At 70.6% G+C, this 19,202-nt stretch carries 21 protein-coding genes; 13 read left to right on the plus strand and 8 right to left on the minus strand.

The genetic code is table 11. The features are described from left to right. The 5 genes from C472_RS13185 to C472_RS13205 form a co-directional block, all read left to right on the plus strand. On the plus strand, positions 1–1,113 hold a 1,113-nt coding region (locus C472_RS13185; RefSeq protein ID WP_049906644.1), incomplete at its 5' end, for a mechanosensitive ion channel family protein. After that, positions 1,110–1,715, plus strand: coding sequence for a HemK2/MTQ2 family protein methyltransferase (locus C472_RS13190; RefSeq protein WP_006630343.1), 606 nt, complete (start codon positions 1,110–1,112; stop codon positions 1,713–1,715). The genes C472_RS13185 and C472_RS13190, both read left to right, overlap by 4 nt. 62 nt (positions 1,716–1,777) lie before the next feature. Then, positions 1,778–2,794 (plus strand): hypothetical protein, encoded by a 1,017-nt coding sequence (locus tag C472_RS13195; RefSeq protein ID WP_006630344.1) that lies wholly within the window; start codon positions 1,778–1,780, stop codon positions 2,792–2,794. Further along, the gene (locus C472_RS13200) at positions 2,794–3,867 is read left to right on the plus strand and encodes a methionine synthase (RefSeq protein ID WP_006630345.1); all 1,074 of its coding nucleotides are present in this window, start codon (positions 2,794–2,796) and stop codon (positions 3,865–3,867) included. Before C472_RS13195 ends, C472_RS13200 begins: the two co-directional genes overlap by 1 nt. Before the next feature lie 401 nt (positions 3,868–4,268). Next, a complete protein-coding gene (locus tag C472_RS13205; protein WP_006630346.1) occupies positions 4,269–5,018 on the plus strand; it encodes a sugar phosphate isomerase/epimerase family protein in 750 nt (249 codons plus the stop codon). 9 nt (positions 5,019–5,027) lie between these two features. On the opposite strand, the gene C472_RS13210 is transcribed toward C472_RS13205, so the two are convergent. The 3 genes from C472_RS13210 to C472_RS13220 all read right to left on the minus strand — a co-directional run bounded on the left by C472_RS13210 (position 5,028) and on the right by C472_RS13220 (position 8,421). Beyond that, positions 5,028–5,882 carry a DUF7547 family protein gene (locus tag C472_RS13210; protein ID WP_006630347.1) on the minus strand — a complete coding sequence of 285 codons (855 nt, stop codon included), beginning with the start codon at positions 5,880–5,882 and terminating at the stop codon, positions 5,028–5,030. Between the two features lie 78 nt (positions 5,883–5,960). Beyond that, on the minus strand, positions 5,961–7,223 hold the full coding sequence (locus tag C472_RS13215) for a GNAT family N-acetyltransferase (protein ID WP_006630348.1): 1,263 nt from the start codon (positions 7,221–7,223) through the stop codon (positions 5,961–5,963). Between the two features lie 97 nt (positions 7,224–7,320). After that, positions 7,321–8,421, minus strand: coding sequence for an NADH:flavin oxidoreductase/NADH oxidase (locus C472_RS13220; protein WP_006630349.1), 1,101 nt, complete (start codon positions 8,419–8,421; stop codon positions 7,321–7,323). Between the two features lie 113 nt (positions 8,422–8,534). Between C472_RS13220 and C472_RS17590 the strand changes: the two genes are divergently transcribed. Beyond that, complete coding sequence (locus tag C472_RS17590) at positions 8,535–8,696, plus strand: DUF7331 family protein (RefSeq protein ID WP_006630350.1); 162 nt, start codon at positions 8,535–8,537, stop codon at positions 8,694–8,696. Between the two features lie 109 nt (positions 8,697–8,805). On the opposite strand, the gene C472_RS13225 is transcribed toward C472_RS17590, so the two are convergent. The 5 genes from C472_RS13225 to tbsP form a co-directional block, all read right to left on the minus strand. Further along, positions 8,806–9,402, minus strand: a complete 597-nt coding sequence (locus C472_RS13225; protein WP_006630351.1) for a response regulator — start codon at positions 9,400–9,402, stop codon at positions 8,806–8,808. A 251-nt stretch (positions 9,403–9,653) separates the two neighbouring features. Beyond that, positions 9,654–10,931 carry an aminotransferase class V-fold PLP-dependent enzyme gene (locus C472_RS13230; protein WP_006630352.1) on the minus strand — a complete coding sequence of 426 codons (1,278 nt, stop codon included), beginning with the start codon at positions 10,929–10,931 and terminating at the stop codon, positions 9,654–9,656. 114 nt (positions 10,932–11,045) lie between these two features. Continuing rightward, complete coding sequence (locus C472_RS13235) at positions 11,046–11,378, minus strand: cupin domain-containing protein (RefSeq protein ID WP_006630353.1); 333 nt, start codon at positions 11,376–11,378, stop codon at positions 11,046–11,048. A gap of 76 nt (positions 11,379–11,454) precedes the next feature. Continuing rightward, the gene (locus C472_RS13240) at positions 11,455–13,146 is read right to left on the minus strand and encodes a YcaO-like family protein (RefSeq protein ID WP_006630354.1); all 1,692 of its coding nucleotides are present in this window, start codon (positions 13,144–13,146) and stop codon (positions 11,455–11,457) included. Positions 13,147–13,325: 179 nt separating this feature from the next. Continuing rightward, complete coding sequence (gene tbsP, locus C472_RS13245) at positions 13,326–14,147, minus strand: transcriptional regulator TbsP (protein WP_006630355.1); 822 nt, start codon at positions 14,145–14,147, stop codon at positions 13,326–13,328. Positions 14,148–14,388: 241 nt separating this feature from the next. On the opposite strand from tbsP, the gene glyA reads away from it, so the two are divergent. From glyA to C472_RS13280, 7 genes are all read left to right on the plus strand, one after another. Next, positions 14,389–15,636 (plus strand): serine hydroxymethyltransferase, encoded by a 1,248-nt coding sequence (gene glyA, locus C472_RS13250; RefSeq protein ID WP_006630356.1) that lies wholly within the window; start codon positions 14,389–14,391, stop codon positions 15,634–15,636. A 100-nt stretch (positions 15,637–15,736) separates the two neighbouring features. Beyond that, entirely contained in the window at positions 15,737–16,147 is a 411-nt protein-coding gene (locus C472_RS13255; RefSeq protein ID WP_006630357.1) for a DUF3054 domain-containing protein, read from the plus strand. A gap of 242 nt (positions 16,148–16,389) precedes the next feature. Then, positions 16,390–16,635 (plus strand): hypothetical protein, encoded by a 246-nt coding sequence (locus C472_RS13260; RefSeq protein ID WP_006630358.1) that lies wholly within the window; start codon positions 16,390–16,392, stop codon positions 16,633–16,635. Between the two features lie 58 nt (positions 16,636–16,693). Next, on the plus strand, positions 16,694–17,695 hold the full coding sequence (locus C472_RS13265) for an ornithine cyclodeaminase family protein (protein ID WP_006630359.1): 1,002 nt from the start codon (positions 16,694–16,696) through the stop codon (positions 17,693–17,695). A 68-nt stretch (positions 17,696–17,763) separates the two neighbouring features. Further along, the gene (locus C472_RS13270; protein WP_006630360.1) at positions 17,764–18,273 is read left to right on the plus strand and encodes a metallophosphoesterase; all 510 of its coding nucleotides are present in this window, start codon (positions 17,764–17,766) and stop codon (positions 18,271–18,273) included. Positions 18,274–18,366: 93 nt separating this feature from the next. After that, positions 18,367–18,612, plus strand: coding sequence for an AbrB/MazE/SpoVT family DNA-binding domain-containing protein (locus C472_RS13275; RefSeq protein ID WP_006630361.1), 246 nt, complete (start codon positions 18,367–18,369; stop codon positions 18,610–18,612). Continuing rightward, positions 18,612–19,040 carry a type II toxin-antitoxin system VapC family toxin gene (locus C472_RS13280; protein ID WP_006630362.1) on the plus strand — a complete coding sequence of 143 codons (429 nt, stop codon included), beginning with the start codon at positions 18,612–18,614 and terminating at the stop codon, positions 19,038–19,040. The genes C472_RS13275 and C472_RS13280 overlap by 1 nt, the downstream gene beginning before the upstream one ends. Positions 19,041–19,202 lie beyond the last annotated feature (162 nt).

Consider the following 19,202-nt stretch of genomic DNA (forward strand, 5'->3'; position numbering starts at 1 on the left):
GTGCTGGCGGTTCGGTTCCTCACGGGCCGCCTGAAGCGCGGGGACGAGGCGCTCTCCTCCACCTATCGCCTGCTGCTCTCGGCGGCGGTCGGCGTCGCCACCGCGCTGGGCGCGATCGCGCTGATCGCGGTGTGGGACCGGAGCGGCGCGCTCTTCGAGACCGTCCGGTCGGCGCTGAGCGCCGACCAGCTGTCGAACGTCGTCCTCGCCGTGATCCTCCTCGCGATCGCGTACGCGCTCACGGACTTCCTCGGCGGCGTCGTCCGCGAGATCGGTTCGGAGAGCGCGTCGATCTCCAAACACCAGCAGGAGGTGATACTCCGCATCACGCAGCTGACGGTCTACACCGCCGCCTCGGTCTCCGTCGTCGGCCTGTTCACCGACAACGTCGGCAGCCTCCTCGTCGGCGCGGGGTTCCTCGGGATCGTGGTCGGGATGGCGGCGCGACAGACGCTCGGCGCGGTGCTGGCCGGCTTCGTGCTGATGTTCTCCCGGCCGTTCGAGGTGGGCGACTGGGTCGAGGTCGGCGACCACGAGGGGACGGTGACGGAGATATCGATCATGAGCACGCGGCTGCGCTCGTTCGACGGCGAGGTGATCACGATGCCGAACGACACCGTCCGGTCGGGGTCGATCGTCGACCGCTCCCGGCGGAACCGCCTGCGGATCGAAGTCGAGGTCGGGGTCGACTACGACGCCGACGTCGAGCGCGCGGCCGCGGTCGTCGAGGAGGCGGTCGCGGGCGTCGAGGACGTCGCCGAGATGCCCGAGCCGAACGCGGTGACGAAGCGCTTCGACGACTCGGCGGTCGTGTTGGGGCTCCGCTACTGGATACGCAACCCCAGCATGCGGAAGCGCTGGCGGACCCAGACGGCCGCGATGAACGCGATGAAGGACGCGCTCGAAGCCGAGGGGATCGCCATCCCGTTCCCGCAGCAGACGCTCTCCGCGCGGTCGGACGACGCCACCGGCCCGCGACTGGACGCGTCGGTCGAGGGCCGGGCCGCGACGCGCGGCGGGTCCGGTTCGGACGGTCGCGGCCCAGATTCCGGCGACGAGGGTGGCGATGCCGGCGAGGGCGACACCGCCGGGTCGGGTGAGTCCGACAGATGACCGAAGACGAGCCCGACGACCTCGCGGAGCGGCGCGGCCTCGACGACGCCGTCGTCTACCAGCCCGCCGAGGACTCCGGTCTGCTCGCGGAGGCGGCGGTCGCGGAGGCGCACGGGCGCGTCCTGGAAGTCGGCACGGGATCCGGGTGGGTCGCCCAGCGGATCGCCGAGGAGCGCGGCCTCGACACCGTCGGCAGCGACCTCAACCCCCACGCGGCGCGACAGGCCCGCGAGCGCGGCGTCGAGGGGGTCGTCGCCGACCTCCTCGCCCCGTTCCGGGCGGACGCGTTCGACACGGTGTGTTTCAACCCGCCGTACCTGCCGACGGACCCCGACAACGAGTGGGACGACTGGATGGAACACGCGCTCTCGGGCGGCGAGTCGGGCCGCGCGCTCATCGAGCCGTTCCTCGACGACGTGGGCCGCGTCCTCGCGCCCGGCGGCGTGGTCCTGCTCTTGGTCTCCTCGCTCACCGGCTACGACGAGGTGCTGGCGCTGGCCGAGGACGCCGGGTTCTCGCCCGAACCGGTCGTCGAGGAGTCGTTCCCCTTCGAGACGCTCACGGTGCTGGCGCTGCGGCGGACGTCGCTCGCGCCGCGGTGAATTACTCCAGGACATAACATATATTAGCAAATATTATACGGTGGCATATCGAACCAACGGTGATGACTGAACGAGTCGCGGCCACGCCGGGGTTGTATCCGCTCCCCGACTGGGCGAAAGAGACGCTCTCGGACCTGAAGGGCCACCAGAAGGGTGACCTCCTGAGCGGCGACGAGAGCGAGGCGATCGTCGGGGAGTACGCCGAGGTGCGCGCCGAGTACGTCGACGACCAACTCGACGCCGGCCTGGATCTGGTCACCGAGGGGCAGGGGCGCTGGGACGACATGATCGCGCACCCGCTCACGCTCCACGACGCCGTCGAGACCGGCGGCATCGTGCGGTACTACGACAACAACAACTTCTACCGCGACCCCCGGGTCGTCGACGACCTCGGCTTCTCGGGCGACGTGGCGCGCGAGTTGGAGCGGGCGAGCGACCTGCTCGCCGACGCCGACGGCGCTGCGGACGCGTCGCTCGCGGCGACGCTCCCCGGCCCGTACTCGCTCGCGCGGCTGGCGACCGACGAGCAGTACGGCGACGAGGCGGAGTTCCAGGCCGCGATCGCCGAGTTCCTCGCGGGCGAGGTTGAGGCGTTCCCGGCCCACGAGACGCTGTTCCTCGTCGAGCCGTCGCTCGTCACGAACCCGCCCGCGGAGGGCGAGGAGTCGACCGCGACCGACGCCATCGCGACCGTCGCCGACGCGACCGACGCCGACGTGGTCGTCCAGACCTCGTACGGCGCGCTCGGCGAGAAGCTGTACGCCCACCTCGTCGACGAGGCGGGCGCGGACGCGCTCGGGCTCGACCTGGTCGCCGGCGACCGCGACGACACCGTCTACAACGTCCAGGAGTTCGGCGCGACCGACTCGCTCGCGCTGGGCATCGTCGACGGGCAGAACACGCTCGTCGAGGAGCCGGAGACGGTCGCGGAGCGCGTCGAGTGGTTCGAGTCGCAGATCCCCAACGAGGCGTTCGACCGCACCTACCTGACGCCGAACACCGAGCTGTTCTACCTGCCGACCAACAAGTACCGCGCGAAGCTGAACGCGCTCGCCGCCGCCACGGAGGTGCTCGACTGATGGCCCGAAACCCCGCCGCCAACCGCGACCAGTTCCGCCCCGACGACCACCCGAACGACGCGTTCCTGCTCTCGACGGTCGTCGGCTCGTACCCGAAGCCGAAGTGGCTCAACCGCGCGGACGAGCTCGTCGACGACCCGGACTCGAAGTTCGACGCCTCGGACCTCGAAGAGGCTCACGACGACGCCTGCCGGCTCATCACTCACGAGCACGAGCGCGCCGGGCTGGACACGGTCGTCGACGGCGAGATGCGCCGCAACGAGATGGTGGAGTTCTTCGCCGACCGCATCGACGGTTACGAGTTCAACGGTCCCGTGAAGGTGTGGGGCCACAACTACTTCGACAAGCCCTCGGTCGTCGAGGAGGTCGAGTACGACGAGCCGTGGCTCGTCGACGAGTTCGAGTTCACCGCCGGCGTCGCGGAACGCCCGGTCAAGGTCCCGATCACGGGGCCGTACACCCTCGGCTTCTGGGCGTTCAACGAGGCGTACCCCTCCACCGAGGAGCTGGTGTACGACCTCGCGGACCTCGTCAACGAGGAGGTCGAGAAGCTGGTCGAGGCCGGCGCGCGCTACATCCAGATCGACGAGCCGGCGCTGGCGACGACCCCGGAGGACCACGCCATCGTCGGCGAGGCGCTCGAACGCATCGCCGCCGGCATCCCCGAGGAGGTCCGGATCGGCCTCCACGTCTGTTACGGCGACTACTCGCGGGTGTACCCCGAGATCAACGACTACCCGATCGACGAGTTCGACATCGAGCTCTCGAACGGCGACTACGAGCAGATCCCCGTGCTCGAAGAGCCCGAGCTCGAACCGGACCTCGCGCTCGGCGTCGTCGACGCCCACACCGCCGAGGTGGAGTCGGTCGCGGAGATCAAACGCAACATCCGGCAGGGCCTCCGCGTCGTCCCGCCGGAGAAGCTCACGATATCGCCCGACTGCGGCCTGAAGCTGCTCCCGCGCGAGGTCGCGTACGGCAAGACCGAGAACATGGTGACCGCGGTCCGCGAGATCGAAGCCGAGATCGACGCCGGCGAGATCGACCTCGACGACCCGCTCGCCGACGACTGACGCGGCGTTTTCGGCAGTTTATTTTCAGCATCTCTCACTCTGAGATATCTGCTGGAAGGCGCTTGCTTACCTGTTGAGAAAGTGGCTGGCAATGGGCCATCCCACGGCAAACCAAGCGGAAATGAACATTATTGCGTATACGGATACTCCATAGAGAACATTTCCACTCCCACCGATCTGTAAGGCAATACCCCCGAGAAGATAAGCTATAACAGCGAGATACCATTCCGTCAGATCCATATATTATCTTCTGGAGTTGTACTTATGATTTTTTCTGTAGTTAGCACTCTGTAATTCGCCTATATTGAACGATCGGGATCTCGAAACGGACCAACCGGAGCGTAACGGGGTCATCTCCCCGACGACGCCATTTATAAGCATACACCGCTCCCACCGCCCCCATGGAGATCGGTCTCACCGTCGGCGACGACCTCGATCGGCTCGCGGCGTCGCCGGCGCGGTTCGAGTTCTGCGAGCTCGGGATCGGCGAGCCGACGCTCGTCCCCGGCGAAATCGACCCTGACCGACTGCGCGACGCGCTCGCCGGCCGCGACCTGCTCGTCCACCTCCCGTACGGCCAGCGGCTGGCGACGTACGTCCCCGAGGTCAACGACGCCATCGTCGACTACCAGCGCCGCCTGTTAAACGCGGCCGGCGACCTCGGCGCGGAGAAGGCGGTCCTCCACGCCACCTCCGCCGACCGCGACGACGTCGAGTTCCGGGAGGTCGCCGCCGACCAGCTCCGCCGGGTCGCCGACGCCGGCCGCGAGGCGGGCGTCGAGGTCGTCGTCGAGAACGTCGGTCACCAGCACGCGGGGCTCCAGCTCTCCGTCCTCGGCGAGATAGCCCGGGAGACGGACACCCCGATCTGCTTCGACCTCGGGCACGCGTACATGGAGGGCGGGAACAAGGCGATAAAGCGGTTCCTCCGGAGCCACGGCGACCGGATCTCGCACCTCCACTGTCACGACGTGCGCCGCCGCGGCGACACGCACCTCCCGGTGGGGGCCGGCGAGGTCGACTACGACCTCGTCGCGTCCGAGCTCTCCGGATTCGACGGGACGGTCGCGCTGGAGGTGTTCACCGACGACGAGACGCTGCTCCTCGACTCGGGAGAGCGCGTCGCCGACCGGTTCGGCGCGTCCGTCTGAGACCGCGGCTCAGTTCGCCGGCTCGTCGGGGCTCTCGTCGCCTGCGTCGCCCGAGGGGTCCGCCTCGTCGCCCGTGTTCGCGTCGTCCGCCGCCGAATCGTCGTCAGTTCCCGCGTCTTCGTCCGCCGCCGCGTCGTCGGCCGCGGCCGCCGCCCGGGTTTCGTCCATCTGTCGCTTTATCGACTCCAACTCGGACTCCACGTCGACCTCCGGAGCGTCGGAGTCGGTCGCGGTCTCCGAACCGGAAGGTTCTCGCTCGTCTCCCTCGCCGGGCTCGGTCACGTCGATCCGGACCGGACTCTCGTCGTCGTCGGCCCGTCGGTCCGTCTCGTCCCGCCCTCCGTCGTCTCGGTCCCGGCTCCGGTCGCGCCCGGTCCGTCGGTCGCGGGCGGCGTCCGCCTCCCGGCGTCCCTCGTCGATCCGGGCCTCGATCTCCGCGGTGAGGTCGCGGGCGTCGGCGATGATCGAGCGCGAGGCGGCCTCCTCGGGGAGGTCGGCCTCCGAGAGCGCGGTCCGAAGCTCCGAGAGCGACCGCGAGAGGCCGGCGCTCGCGCCGTCGCGCACGTCCGCGAGGCGGTCGCTCGCCTCCCCCGCCCCCTCGGCGACGCTCCGACCGGGGTCGGCGAGCCGGAGAGTGCCCTGAAGCAGTTCGAGCGACTTGATCGTCGTCTCCAACAGCGCGATGAGCGTCGGGATGGTGTACTGCTCGGTGAACCGGACCAGCTCCGAGAGGCGGGGCGGCCGCGGGGGGCCCCGGCGGTCGCGCTCGGTCTCCCGGAGGTCGGCCCGGAGCTCGCTCAACACGTCCTCCAGCTCGTCGAGCCGCTCTTCGAGGTCGTCGTCGCGCGGGTCGCGGGAACTCATGTCGTCCGCTACGGCCCGCGCGGATAAAAAGCCCGGCAGCGCGCCGCGCCCGGTCGGAACCGGGGCCGCGGACCGCCGTCAGAAGCCCTCTCGCAGGAACGTCCGCCGCGGCGGACAGAGGTCGGCGAGGTCGTCCGCGAGCGCCGGATCGCGGTCGTCCCCACCCTCGTCGCCGACGTCGAACGCGGCGTGCGCTCGGAGGTCCACCACCCCGCGGTACCCCGCGTACAGTTGGGAGAGCGCGCCGATTCCCGCGGTCACGTCGGGGTCGCCGGCCGAGTCGGCGTCGATCCGTTCGGCGTCGACCGCGCCGCCCGCGACGGTCACGCGGATCGGTCGGTCGTGCCAGTCCACGAGGGGGTCGTCGACCGCGAGCGTGAACGCGGTCTCCAGGTCGGGGTCGGGCGAGAGCCCTTCCAGCGCCGCGGGGGCGTCGACGAGCCGGAACATGGGCCCGGTCCGGACCTCCTCCGTGACCGCGCGCGGGTCGGCGACGCGGTCGAGGACGCTCACGTCGACGGGAAGCCGGAGCCGCACGCGTTCGACCTGTGAGTCGTGGTCGCGACAGAACCGGAACACGCGGTCCCACGCCGCCGGGTCGGCGACGGCGGCGTCGGAGACGACCATCGCCCGGCCGTCGCCGTCGTCGCGCTCCTCGAACGTGTACGACAGGAGCGCGCGGAGGCTTCCGTCGCGCTCGAAGCCGTAGACGAACGGGTCGGTCTTCCACCCGCGCAGGGTCCGCTCGCGCCACCACGCCTCGGTCCGCGCCATCGTGAAGTCGCGACGGTCGGCGGTCGCGGCGAGGAGGTCGGCGGCCGCGTCGTAGTCGTCGGCGTCGAGCCGGCGGAACTCGCCCGCGTCACCGGCGTCGTCGTCTCCGCCGTCGCTCCCGTCGGCCGCGAACGACAGCTGCTCGGGCGGGGCTTTCACCCACCGGTACCGGCTCACGGTCCGCCAGCCGTACCGCCGGTAGAAGGCGTACTCGAAGGGCCACAACACGGAGAAGTCGACCCGGTCGTCGCGGTACTCGGTCAGCGACTCGCGGAGGAGGCGCTCGATGTGTCCCCGTCGCCGGTGTTCGGGCGGAGAGGCGACCGCGGAGAGGCCGGCCGCGTCGCGGTCGCGGCCCCGGATCCGGAGCGCGAAGTCGTGGTGTCCGCACACCGCCACCGGGTCCTCCCCGTCGAAGAGCCCGCGGTACGCCGCGAGGTGTTCGCGGTCGTCGTCGTCGGCCTCGGGGTCGTACGGTCCGTCCTCGGGCGAGAACGCGTACCGCATGAACGCGCGGAACTCGTCGTCGCGCTCCTCGGGGAAGGGCCGGTAGTCGAGGTCGTCCATACGCCGTCGCCGCCCGGAACGCCGATAAGTCTTCCCGGTGCCCGCGTGTGGTTCTCACTCGTTTTCGCTCCGGGGTCCGACCGAAGGCGGCGCGGGCTCAGTCGAACCGTCCGCGGCGGTACTGGACCGGCCAGTCGGCCTCCTCGCCGAGTTCGTGGGCGGCCTCCAGCGGCCAGTACGGGTGCCGGAGCATCTCGCGGCCGAGCGCGACGAGGTCGGCCCGCTCGTTCCTAACCAGCGCGTCGGCGTGGGTCGGCTCCGTGATCCCGCCGACGGCGGCGACGGGCACGTCGGTCCCCTCGCGGATCGCCTCGGCGTAGGGGACCTGATACCCCGGCCCCGCGCTGGGGATCTCCTGGTCGGGGTGGATCCCGCCGCCGGAGACGTCGATCAGGTCGGCCCCGGCCTCGGCGAGGAGAGGGGCCAGCCGGACCGAGTCGTCCACGTCCCACGAGTCGCGGTCGGGGAGCCAGTCCGTCGCGGAGATGCGGACGAAGACGGGCTTCCCGTCGGGCCAGACCTCGCGGACGGCCTCGACGACCTCGCGCAGGAGCCGGGTGCGGTCCTCGAAGCTCCCGCCGTACTCGTCGTCCCGGTCGTTGGTGACCGGCGAGAGGAACTGGTGGAGCAGGTAGCCGTGGGCCGCGTGGACCTCCGCCACCTCGAAGCCGACCTCCACCGCGCGCTCCGCGGCGGCCGCGAACGACTCGATCACCTCGTCGATCCCCTCGGCGTCCAGCCGGCGGGTGTCGGTCAGGTCGCCCGCGTCGACGCTCGGGTGCGGGTACGGCTCGTCGGTCGCGGAGACGGTCTCCCACCCGTCCGGCTCGTCGGCGGGGATGGGGTCGCTCCCTTCCGCCGGCGGGCGGTGCGAGGCCTTCCGCCCGGCGTGGGCCAGCTGGATCCCCGGGGTCGCGCCCTGCGACCGCACGAACTCGACGGTCGGTTCGATCGCCTCGGCGTGCTCGTCGGACCAGATCCCGAGGCAGTCCGGGGTGATCCGTCCCTCGGGCGCGACCGCCGTCGCCTCGGTCATCACGACCCCGGCACCGCCGGCGGCCCGGGAGCCGAGATGGACGCGGTGCCAGTCGTTCGCCAGCCCGTCGTCGGCGGAGTACTGGCACATCGGCGACAGCATGACGCGGTTCCGGAACTCCGTGTCGCGCAGCGTGAGCGGCGTAAATAGGGTGTCGGTCACGGGCGGGCGAACGATCGCCGGGCCGTAAGTCTCTCCGATCCCCCGCCCGGATCGCCGCGTCCGGTTTAGGCCGACCGAAATCTATATGTCCGCCCCTCTCTGACCGGGTAGTAATGACAACGGGAGACCGGATCGAGCGGGACGTCGAGTCGGCGGCCGACGAACGGCCGACGGTCGCCGCGACCCGCTGTTCGCAAGAGCGGACCGTCTTCACCGAACAGGGCAACACCGACGCGTGGATCGCGACCGACCTCACGGTCGAACTGGAACGGTAGCGTTCTCCTCCGTCGAACCGCTCCGCTGACTCGCTGAGTCTCTCCGCCGACTACGCCGACTCCGCCGGGCCGCGGCCGCTCCGCGTCCGCCGCTCGGCGGCGTCGCTCCTCACTCCTCGGAGCGCAGCGTCGCTTCCGGCGACCCGTCTGTCTGCGGCGTCGACGCGACCTCCGCGCGTCCCTCTCTCGGCCGCGCGTCTCCTCCCTGCTCCCCCTCGCGGTCGCGGCGGTCCTCGACGAGCGCGCGGATCCGGTCGAGGATCGCGTCGTACCGACCTCGGTCGGAGCCCTTCTCGAAGTACGCGTCCGCGCCGGCACCGAACGCCGCCGCCTCCTCCTCCTCGCTCGGGCACGTGGTGTAGAACACGACCGGAAGCCCGGGGTCCGCCTCGCGCAGCCGTTCGGCGAGTTCCACCCCGGACCCGTCCGTGAGGCGCTGTTCCGTCACGACGCAGTCGACCGCGACCCGTTCGCCGTCGATGCCGACGCCCGCCTCGACGGCGTCGAGCGCGTCCCCGGCGCGGTCAACGGAACGGATCCGGACGCGGTCGGTGAGACGCCGCGCGAACGCCTCCAGCAGTTCCGTGGAGCGGGCGTTCGGCTCGACGTGGAGGACGGTGATCGGCTCTCGGTCGGCGGGCGATTCGGATCGGTCGGCGGCTGCGTTCGAGTCCGCGGGCGCGTCGGACGGTGAGTGGTCGGTCATGTGTTGTGGTGGCGGGCGACGACTCTGCGAGAAGCGACTTACTACGAAAGTTGTGATATTTCGTCATGTCCTGTTCAGGCCGTCACGGGTATAACCATTGCGCGATCACCGTTGTCACGGCTCTCAGAGCCGATTATTCGGTGATACAACGAGAAAATCGCCGGACGCCGGGCGGTCGGTAGCGGAAATTCGATCCGGTAACTCGGTCGCGGGAGATCGCTCGCCGGCGGGCCGGGCTCGGTCGTTGCCGTCTACGCGAACAGGTCGCGAGCCTCGCGGACCGCGTCGACGAGCGCGTCGACCTCCTCGACGGTGTTGTAGAAGTAGAAGGAGGCGCGCGCCGAGGCGGCGACGCCCATCTCGTCGTGGAGCGGCTGCGTACAGTGGTCGCCGGCGCGGATCGCGACGCCGTAGTCGTTGAGGATGCTGGAGAGGTCGTGGGCGTGGACGCCGTCGACATTGAACGCGACGAGTCCGCCGCGGTCGTCGCCCGGCGGCCCGTAGATCTCGACCCCGCCGAGCGCTTCCAGTTCGTCGTAGGCGTACTCGGCCAGCAGGTCCTCGTGGGCCTCGATCCGGTCCATTCCGATCTCATCGAGGTACTCGATCGCGGCCGCGAGACCGATTCCCTGCGCGATGGAGGGCGTCCCGGCCTCGAACTTCCACGGGAGGTCCTCCCACGTGGAGTCCTCGAAGGAGACGCGCCGGATCATGTCGCCGCCGTAGAGGTACGGCTGCATCTCGTCTAGGATCTCCTCGCGGCCGTACAGCGCGCCGATCCCGGTCGGCCCGCACATCTTGTGACCGGAGAACGCGAGGAAGTCGACGCCGAGTTCTCCGACGTCGACCGGGCGGGTGGGGACCGACTGCGCGGCGTCCGCGAAGATCAGCGAGTCGTGGTCGTGCGCCAGGTCGGCCAGTTCGCCGATCGGGTTCACGGTGCCGAGCGTGTTCGAGACGTGGACGACCGACACCATCTCGGTGTCGTCGTCGACGAGCTCCGCGGCGTGGTCCATGTCCAGCCGCCCCTCGTCGGTCACGTCGATGAAGCGCACGTCGGCACCGGTCCGCTTGCCGATCTGCTGCCAGGTGACGAGCGAGGCGTGGTGTTCCATCTCGGAGAGGACGACGTTGTCGCCCTGGCCGAGTTCTTCGAGTCCCCACGCGTAGGCGACGAGGTTCATCGCCTCCGTCGTGTTCTTCGTGAAGACGACCTCCTCGCGGCCCGCGGCACCGATGAAGTCGGCCACCGCGTCGTGGGCCTCCTCGTAGGCCACGGAGGCCTCCTGGCTCAACTGGTGGATCCCGCGGTGGACGTTCGCGTTGTAGCTCCGGTAGTAGTCGGAGATGGCGTCGACCACCGGGTCGGGCGTGTGCGAGGTCGCCGCGTTGTCGAGGTAGACGAGGGGCGTGTCGTCGCCCTCGCCCTCGCCCGCGGTCTCCGGGTCCCCGCCGACCTTTCGGTCGAGTATCGGGAAGTCGGCGCGGAGCGCCTCCACGTCGAACGGGTACTGTCCTTGGACTCCCATTACCCTACACAAGGCCCCGAGCACTAACACACCTTCGGTCCGGTACGTCTTGCGGGTACCGCGGACGCCCGGAACCGCCGGTCTCGCGGCGGCTCACGTCCCGGACCCGCGCCGCTACTCCTGCCAGTCCGGGTTCGCCCGCGGCGGCGAGAAGATGTCGTAGCCGACGACCGGCTCGTCGCCGCGGTTCGCCGCGGCGTGGGGCTCGTCGCCGGGGATCACGTACGTATCGCCCGCCTCGACGACGCGCTCCTCGCCGTCGACCACGAACGCGATCGACCCCTCGGTTATCATCCCGATCTGCTCGTGCGGGTGATCGTGTTCGGGCACCGTCGCGCCCGGCTCGATCTCGAACCGCTGGATGCTCGTCTCCTCCCCGACGGCCCCCTGCGTGAGGAACACGCCGTCGACCGCCTCGACCGCCTCCGCGTCCGGTACGACGTCCATACGCTCCCCGCCGACCCGGAGCCACCTAAATCCGGGGGAGCGGGCGACCGACGCCGCGGTCGCCGTCCCGGCCGACTCAGGGGAACGGGTGGTACTCCCGGTCGAGCGCCGCCTCGAACCCCATCGACCGCGGCACCTCGCGGGCGCGCTCGCCGAAGAACGGCTCGCCGGTGAAAAGCGGCTGCGCGCCCGGGACCAGCACCCGGACGGCCTCGAACCCGAGCGTCGCGAGGTCGCGCGTGGTCACCCGCGCGACGTACGGGTCGAGGCCGACGCGCTCGACGCGGTCGACGACGGCCGAAAGCTCCTCGGTCCCGGACGGCTCCGGCTCCCCGACCTCCGCGGCCGAGACGGTCGCGTCCGGGTCGAAGAACGCGGCCGTCTCCGCCGGCCGGTCGGCGTGGTGGCCGATCGCCGCGCCCTGCTCGTCGGCCGCCTCGCGCCCCATCGACCGGAGTTCGGTCCAGTTCTGGAGCGCCTCGGCGAGCGCGCTCCGCGCCGCCGCGGCCGGGTCGAGGTCGGCCCCCGACCCGGCGGCGAACCGCGGCCAGTCGCCGTCGCGCTCGACCGCGACCGCGACCACCGGCACGTCCACGTCGGTCGTGACGAGCAGCGGCGTCACCGACAGCGACTCCGCGCGCGCCCGCTTCTCCAGCTCGGCGAACCCCGGATCGTCGACGTCGAGTCCGAGCGGATCGGTCGCGGAGTACCAACTGATCATCGTCGCGTCGCGCTCGATCGCCTCGTACAGCCCCGAGAGCGCGGCGTCCGGCCCGGAGCTACCGAGCCCGAGGCCGGTCGTGATCGGCGGCCGATACCGGCGCTCCGGCGGCGGGAAGTGAACGAACTCCGCCGGGAGGCTCGCCGGCTCGCCGGTCCCGAGGCGCTCGCCGCGGGCCCACGGGAGCCGGTCGTCGCGGTCGTACGCCTCGGCCCCGTCGGGGCGGACGAACGCGTCGGGGGTGACGGGGTTCGGGACGTTCGCGGCCGGCGCGCGCGTGAACGCCGCCTCGCGGTAGACCCCGGCCGCGTACCGCTCTAACCCCTCGCCGAGCGCCTTCATGAACGCGGCGTCCCAGTCGGCCGCCGCGCCGCCGCCGAAGTCGGCCGCGTCGCCGTCCGAGAAGGGCGTCGTGTCGGCGACCCCCGCGACGTAGTACGGCACCGGGAACGACTCCTGCTCGCCGACCTCGCGCAGGGGGCCGATCCGGGGGTCGACGGCGCGCTCCGCGCGGTCGATCGTTCCGTCGAGGTCCCGGTCGACGTGGTCCCCCGGGAGCGCGTCGTCGGGGTCGACGCCGCAGCCGCAGCCCGGAACGGGCAGGAGCGTCCGCTCGCCGCCGGGCACCTCGACGACGGTGTCCGCCACCGGGTCGCCGGCGAGCAGGCGGATCGCCCGTCGCCCCGCCACCGCGCCGGCGTAGCGCACGGCGGAGCGGCGGCCGGCCGGCGCGTCGGCGGGGTCCGGCCCGCCGCTCTCGACGCGGGCGCGCAGGCAGTCGTAGCAGGCGTCGTCGAAGGCGGTCACGGCGGCGTCGAGGTCGGCGATGGGGACGCCGCCCAGCCCGCCCACCTCGACGCCGATCCACCGGTCGAGCTGTTCGTTCGCGGCCGCGAACGCCGCCGACCCCGCGGTGTCGACGACGACCGCCAGATCGAACCCGTCGAGCAACTCCGGCTCGACGGGCATCGCGTTCACGTCGACGTCCCCGAGGGCGGCGCTCGCGGCCTCCACCGCGGGGCCGTCGCCGACAAGTCCGATGTCCATACCCGGTCGACGCGAGGGGTCGAAAAAAAGCCGCGGGTCCGCGGCGCGTCTGCGGCGCACCCGTGGCACGTCCGCGGCCGCGCCGCGGGGACGCGGTGCGGAACCGAGAGAAGGAGGAGGAGTCAGTCGCCGATGGAGCGGTCAGGCGGCGGGGAGGCGGTCGGTCGCTGACGGAGCGGTCAGGCCGGCGTCGCGGCCATCATCTCGGCGGCCTCGGCGGCCAGTTCCGCGGCGGCGACGCCCTGGAGGCGCTCGTCGCCGAGTTTCAGCCGGAGCCGCGGGCGGCCGACGTCGATCGGGACCTTCTCGGTGTCGATGATCCCGAGGTCTTCGAGCCGGGTCTTCGTCCGGGAGAACGTCGCCTTCGAGGCGATGCCGACGTCCTCGCCCCACTTCGAGATGTCGTAGAGGAGCACGTCGTTCTTCGCCGCGACGAGCAGCGAGACGGTCACCTCGTCGAGGTCGACGGCCCCGTCGCCCTCGGTCGCGTCGAGCACGGCGTCGAAGTCGGCGCGGGCCTCCGCGCCGATCTCGGACTCCAGCGTCTCGCGGACCCGGCTGATCGCCGGCGTGCGGAGCGTGTACGCCGCGGCGTCGTCGAACGCGGCCCGGTGGGTCTCGTACACCTCGTCGACGAACTCGCCGTCGTCGGTCGAGAGCGCGGCGACGCCCTCCCCGACGGTGACCAGCGCGACGACGCGGGACGGGGAGACGAACAGCGCGTTGTCTACCTCGCCGTCGAGCACTCGGAGGTCCAAGGCCCCGTCGGCGACGAGGTCCGCGGCCCGGGACGCGACGACGAAGTCGTCGAACACGTCCTTGAGGGTCCGCTCGTCCGCGAGCATCGACAGCGTCGGGAGGTCGTCCCGCCCGACGGCGGTCTCGACCAGCGATTCGATCGTCTCCGCCGACGGGTCCACGACGAGCAGTTCGTCGTCGTCCCCGGCGAAGGCCGCTTCGAGCGCCGCCTCGACGTCGGACTCCAGTAAATTCGACACCATATATCTCTCCGTATAAAAGCCGGTTGCGTATTTAATATTAACGGGATTTGAAGGTCGAACAACTCCTTTAGAGCCCCTGAAACCCCCGAGAATGGGTATTTTCGGTTGTCGGAACGAGCGGCGGACAGCGCCGGGGCCGGACCGCGTCCGGAGGTGCGACGGGACCGCGTCCGCGGGCGTGACGGGACCAGTTACCGACGGCGACGGAAGGATTAATGCGCGGTCGCACCGGGGTTCTCACATGGACCACGAGCACGTCCGGGAGGTCGACCCGGCGGTCGCCGACGCGCTGGCGGGCGAGCGCGACAGACAGGAGCAGACGCTCGCGATGATCGCGAGCGAGAACCACGTGAGCGAGGCGGTGCTGGAGGCGCAGGGGAGCGTCCTCACCAACAAGTACGCCGAGGGGTATCCGGGGTCGCGCTACTACGCCGGCTGCGAGTACGCCGACGAGGTCGAGGAACTGGCAGTCGAGCGAGCGAAGGAGCTGTGGGGCGCGGACCACGTCAACGTCCAGCCACACTCCGGCACGCAGGCGAACCAGGCGGTGTACTACTCGGTCCTCGAACCGGGCGACAAGATCCTCTCGCTGGAGCTGAACCACGGCGGCCACCTCTCGCACGGCCACCCCGCGAACTTCACGGGACAGCTGTACGAGGTCGAGCAGTACGAGGTCGACACCGAGACCGGCTACATCGACTACGAGGGGCTCCGCGAGGCCGCCGAGGAGTTCGAGCCGGACATCGTCGTCTCGGGCTACTCCGCGTACCCGCGCACGGTCGAGTGGGAGCGCATTCAGGCCGCCGCCGACGCGGTCGACGCCTACCACCTCGCGGACATCGCCCACATCACCGGGCTCGTCGCCGCCGGCGTCCACCCCTCGCCGGTGGGCGTCGCGGACTTCGTCACCGGCTCGACCCACAAGACGATCCGCGCCGGCCGCGGCGGGATCGTGATGTGCGACGAGGAGTTCGCGGACGACGTCGACTCGGCGGTGTTCCCCGGCGGGCAGGGCGGCCCGCTGATGCACAACGTCGCGGGCAAGGCGGTCGGGTTCAAGGAGGCCCTCCAGCCCGAGTTCGAGGCGTACGCGCAACAGGTCGTCGACAACGCGGAGGTGCTCGCCGAGACCCTCCAGGGCCACGGCCTCTCTCTGGTCTCCGGCGGGACCGACAACCACCTGGTGCTGGCCGACTTGCGCGACTCGCACCCGGACCTCTCGGGCGGCGAGGCCGAGGACGCGCTCGCGGCCGCGAACATCGTCCTCAACGGGAACACGGTACCCGGCGAGACGCGGTCGCCGTTCGACCCCTCCGGGATCCGCGCCGGCACCGCCGGGCTCACGACCCGCGGGTTCGACGAGGACGCCATCGAGGAGGTCGGCGACCTGATCTACCGCGTCGTCGACGACGTGGACAGCGAGGACGTCATCTACGAGGTCGGCGAGCGCGTCGTCGAACTCTGCGAGGCGCACCCGCTGTACGAGTGAGCGCGACCGCGCTCCGCCGTCGCCGCGCGTGACCGACGCCCGCCCCGTCCCGCGACGACGAATCCGTGCGTAAAAGTGGGGGCGGGTCCCACGGGTCGGTATGGACGCTCCGCCGTTTCTCGCCGCTCGCCTCGACCGCGACGCCGCGCCGCTGGTCGTCGGCGACCTGATCGCGTTGATGCTCCTGTTGACCGTCGGAACGCTCAACCACTCCTCGGTCGAGTTCCTGACCGCGAACCCGCTGTACCTCCCGGGCGTGTTCGCTCCCTTCCTGATCGCGTGGGTCGTCATCGCGCCGCTCGTCGGCGCGTACTCGGCGGGCGCGGTCGAGACCGCGAAGTCCTCGGTCCCGCTCGCGGTCCGGTCGTGGATCCCCGCAGCGGTCGTCGGGCTCGCCCTCCGCGCGTTCGTCTTCCGCGGCGGTGCCGAACTCACCTTCGCCGCGGTGATGCTCGTGGTGGGTTCGGTCGCGCTCGGCGGCTGGCGCGCGCTCTACTTCCGGCTCCGGTAGCGGATCCGACCCCGGTCCAAATAGCGGATCCGGCTTCGGTGGCGGCCTTCGGCCCGCACCGCTCCGCTTCCGCGGCCGTCCGCGGCCGCCTTCCTCCTCCTTTCACCCGTCACGACTCCCGCCGCCGCGGGTGCGGCGGCGGTTCATAAGTTATGAGTTACATCGGTGTGCCCACGAACGAACACCCTCGGAACCACGGAGAAAAATTTAATACGGAATTTCCAGTAGTATTCAATGGAATCATGACTGGATACTACGACTACATCCTCGGACTCATTCCGGCAGCGTTGATCGGCGTGACCGCGGTCCTCACCCTGGTCGGGCTGTCGCCGACGTCGGCGATGTCCGCGGGCGCGGTGGCGGCCGCCGCCGTGATGGCCCACGCGCTGTTCGTCAGGGCCCCAGTCACCGGCGACGGCTCCGCGGTCGCGGAGGCGTCGCGCCCCGGCCGGGGGGACACCGGTCGCGGCGGGGGATCGTCCGCCTGACGCCCGACCGATCGCCGGCTCCTGTACCGTTTAGTTCCCGCGCCCCGACGGGTCGGGTATGACCGACGCCCTGTTCCTCTCGAGCGCCGAGGTCGACGACCTCGCGGAGCCGGCCGACTACGTCGCCGCCGTGCGCGACGCCTACCGACAGGTCGGCGAGGGAGCGCCCGCGGAGCCGCGGACGAAGCTGCGCAACCGCGACCCGCCGGGGATGTTCACGACCTACGCCGCCGTCCTCCCGGAGACGGGCGCGATGGGCGGCTACGCCTACTCCGCCGGCTTCGGCGCGGAGGACGCGTGGTTCATGACGCCGCTCTTCGACGCCGACTCCGGCGAACCGCTCGCGCTGCTCGACGGCGCGTCGATGAACCCGTTCAAGACCGGGGCGGCGGGCGCGGTCGCGGTCGACGCGCTCGCCCGCGACGACGCGACCGAACTCGCCGTGATCGGAAGCGGCGCGCAGGCCCGCGGACAGGTCGCGGCGACCGCGACCGTCCGCGAGTTCGAGGCGGTCCGCGTCTTCTCGCCCACCCCGGAGAGCCGCGAGTCGTTCGCCGCCGACTTCGACGACCGGCTCGCCGCCGACGTGTCGGCGGTCGCGAGCGCGGGCGACGCCCTCGACGGCGCGGACGTCGCGATCACCGCGACGACCGCGAGCGACCCCGTGATCGCCGACGCCGACGTGGAGCCGGGGACGCACGTCACGGCGATGGGCCAGTACGACCCGGCGAAGAACGAACTCCCGCCCGAACTCGTCGCGCGGGCGACCTACGTCCCCGACCTCAGAGCGCGCGCGACGCAGGACGCCGGCTCGTACCTCGCCGCGGTCGACGCCGGACTCGTCGACGCGGAGGCGGGAATCGCGGCCGACCTCGGCGAGGTCGTCGCGGGCGAGCACCCGGGCCGGACGGGCGACGAGGAGGTGACCGTCTTCGACTCCGGCGGCACCGGCGTCGAGACGGTCGCGGCCGCGCACATGCTCTACGAACGGGCGAGCGAGGCGGGTCGGGGCCAGACCATCGACTTCGCGCCCGCCAGCGAGGCGCTGACCGGCGAGTAACGCGGGGTCGTCGCGCCGGGGCGGGGAACGGCTGGAGGTTCAAGTGCGCCGCCCGCCTCCCCGTCGACATGCTCATCGGTATCGTCTCCGACACCCACGACGATTTATCGGCGGTCGAGGCGGCCGTCTCGCTGTTCGAACGCGAGGGGGTCGACGCGGTCGTCCACTGCGGCGACTTCGTCGCGCCGTTCTCGGTGACGCCGTTCGACGCCGACTTCGCGTTCCACGCGGTCCGCGGGAACAACGACGGCGAGTGGGCGGTCGAGTCGACCGTCGACTCGTTCGGCACCTACCACGGGGAGGCGGCACACCTGACCCTCGACGACGCCTCGGTCGCGGTCACCCACGGGACGAGCGACCTCGTCGTGGAGGCGCTCGTCGACTGCGGCGATTACGACTACGTGTTCCACGGACACACCCACGCGCACGGCGTCGAGGCGCGCGGCGGGACGGTCCGCGTGAACCCCGGCGGACTCCCCATCCCGGTCGAGGGCGCGGACGACGCCTTCCGGGTCGCGACGCTCGACACCGCCGAGTCCGGCGTCGACGCGGTCACGCATCACGTGCTGGACGGCTGACGCGGACTCAGCGGCGAAACCGTCTCCCTGACCACCGACGTTCCATCCACATGTGGAGCAACATGTATAAGCATAGCACCGGAACATCGGTACATGGCGACCGAGGAGGGATCCGAAGAGACGACCGTCAGCGATCGGGGGATGGTCACAATTCCGGCCGACCTCCGTCGACGCCTCGACATCGAACCCGGCGACAAGGTTCGGTGGAGGACCGACGAGGACGGCGCGCTCTCGATCGAGGTCACCCGTCAGCGCGAGGGTGCGTTCGACGACTTCGAACCCGTTGACGCCGGCGAGACGAACGCCGTCGAAGCGGAGGCCGAGTTCGGAGCCGAGTGATGGCGGTCGCCCTTCTGGACACGAACGTCCTCTTCGCAACGGCGAGCGCCCGGGACGAGTACCACGACCGTGCTCTTGAGATCGTCCGCGGGATCGACCACGGAGCGCTTCCGGACGCCGTCGTGACCGATTACGTCCTCGCAGAGCTACTGAACCTCTCCCGTGAGAAACTCGGTCCGGAGACCGCGAACCGGCTGCTGGATCGGCTTCTCGAGGGCGCGCATTTCGAGATCGTCCACTCCCCCAAAGCGGACTTCAACGCCGCACAGTCGGCGTTCCGCCAATACGACGCACTCTCGTTCGTGGACGCGACCATCGTCGCACACCTGAACCGGAAAGACGTCGAGTACCTGTACTCGTTCGACGACGACTTCGACGTAGTTGACGGCGTTTCGCGTCTGGAGACTGCCGACAATCCCTTCAGATAGCCTCGTTCGAACAAGGGTTCAGCAAACTCTTCAGTAGACGATATTGTCGGACCTCCACCGATCTACACAGAGAATATTGGAATCGATCAGTACAGGTGATGTAGCGACTGTTCTGCCGGGCCGGTGCGGTGGCGCGCGCCTCCGAGCGCCCTTTTAAGGGCG

It is taken from the genome of Halorubrum tebenquichense DSM 14210 (assembly GCF_000337415.1).
GTDB classification, from domain to species: Archaea; Halobacteriota; Halobacteria; order Halobacteriales; family Haloferacaceae; genus Halorubrum; species Halorubrum tebenquichense.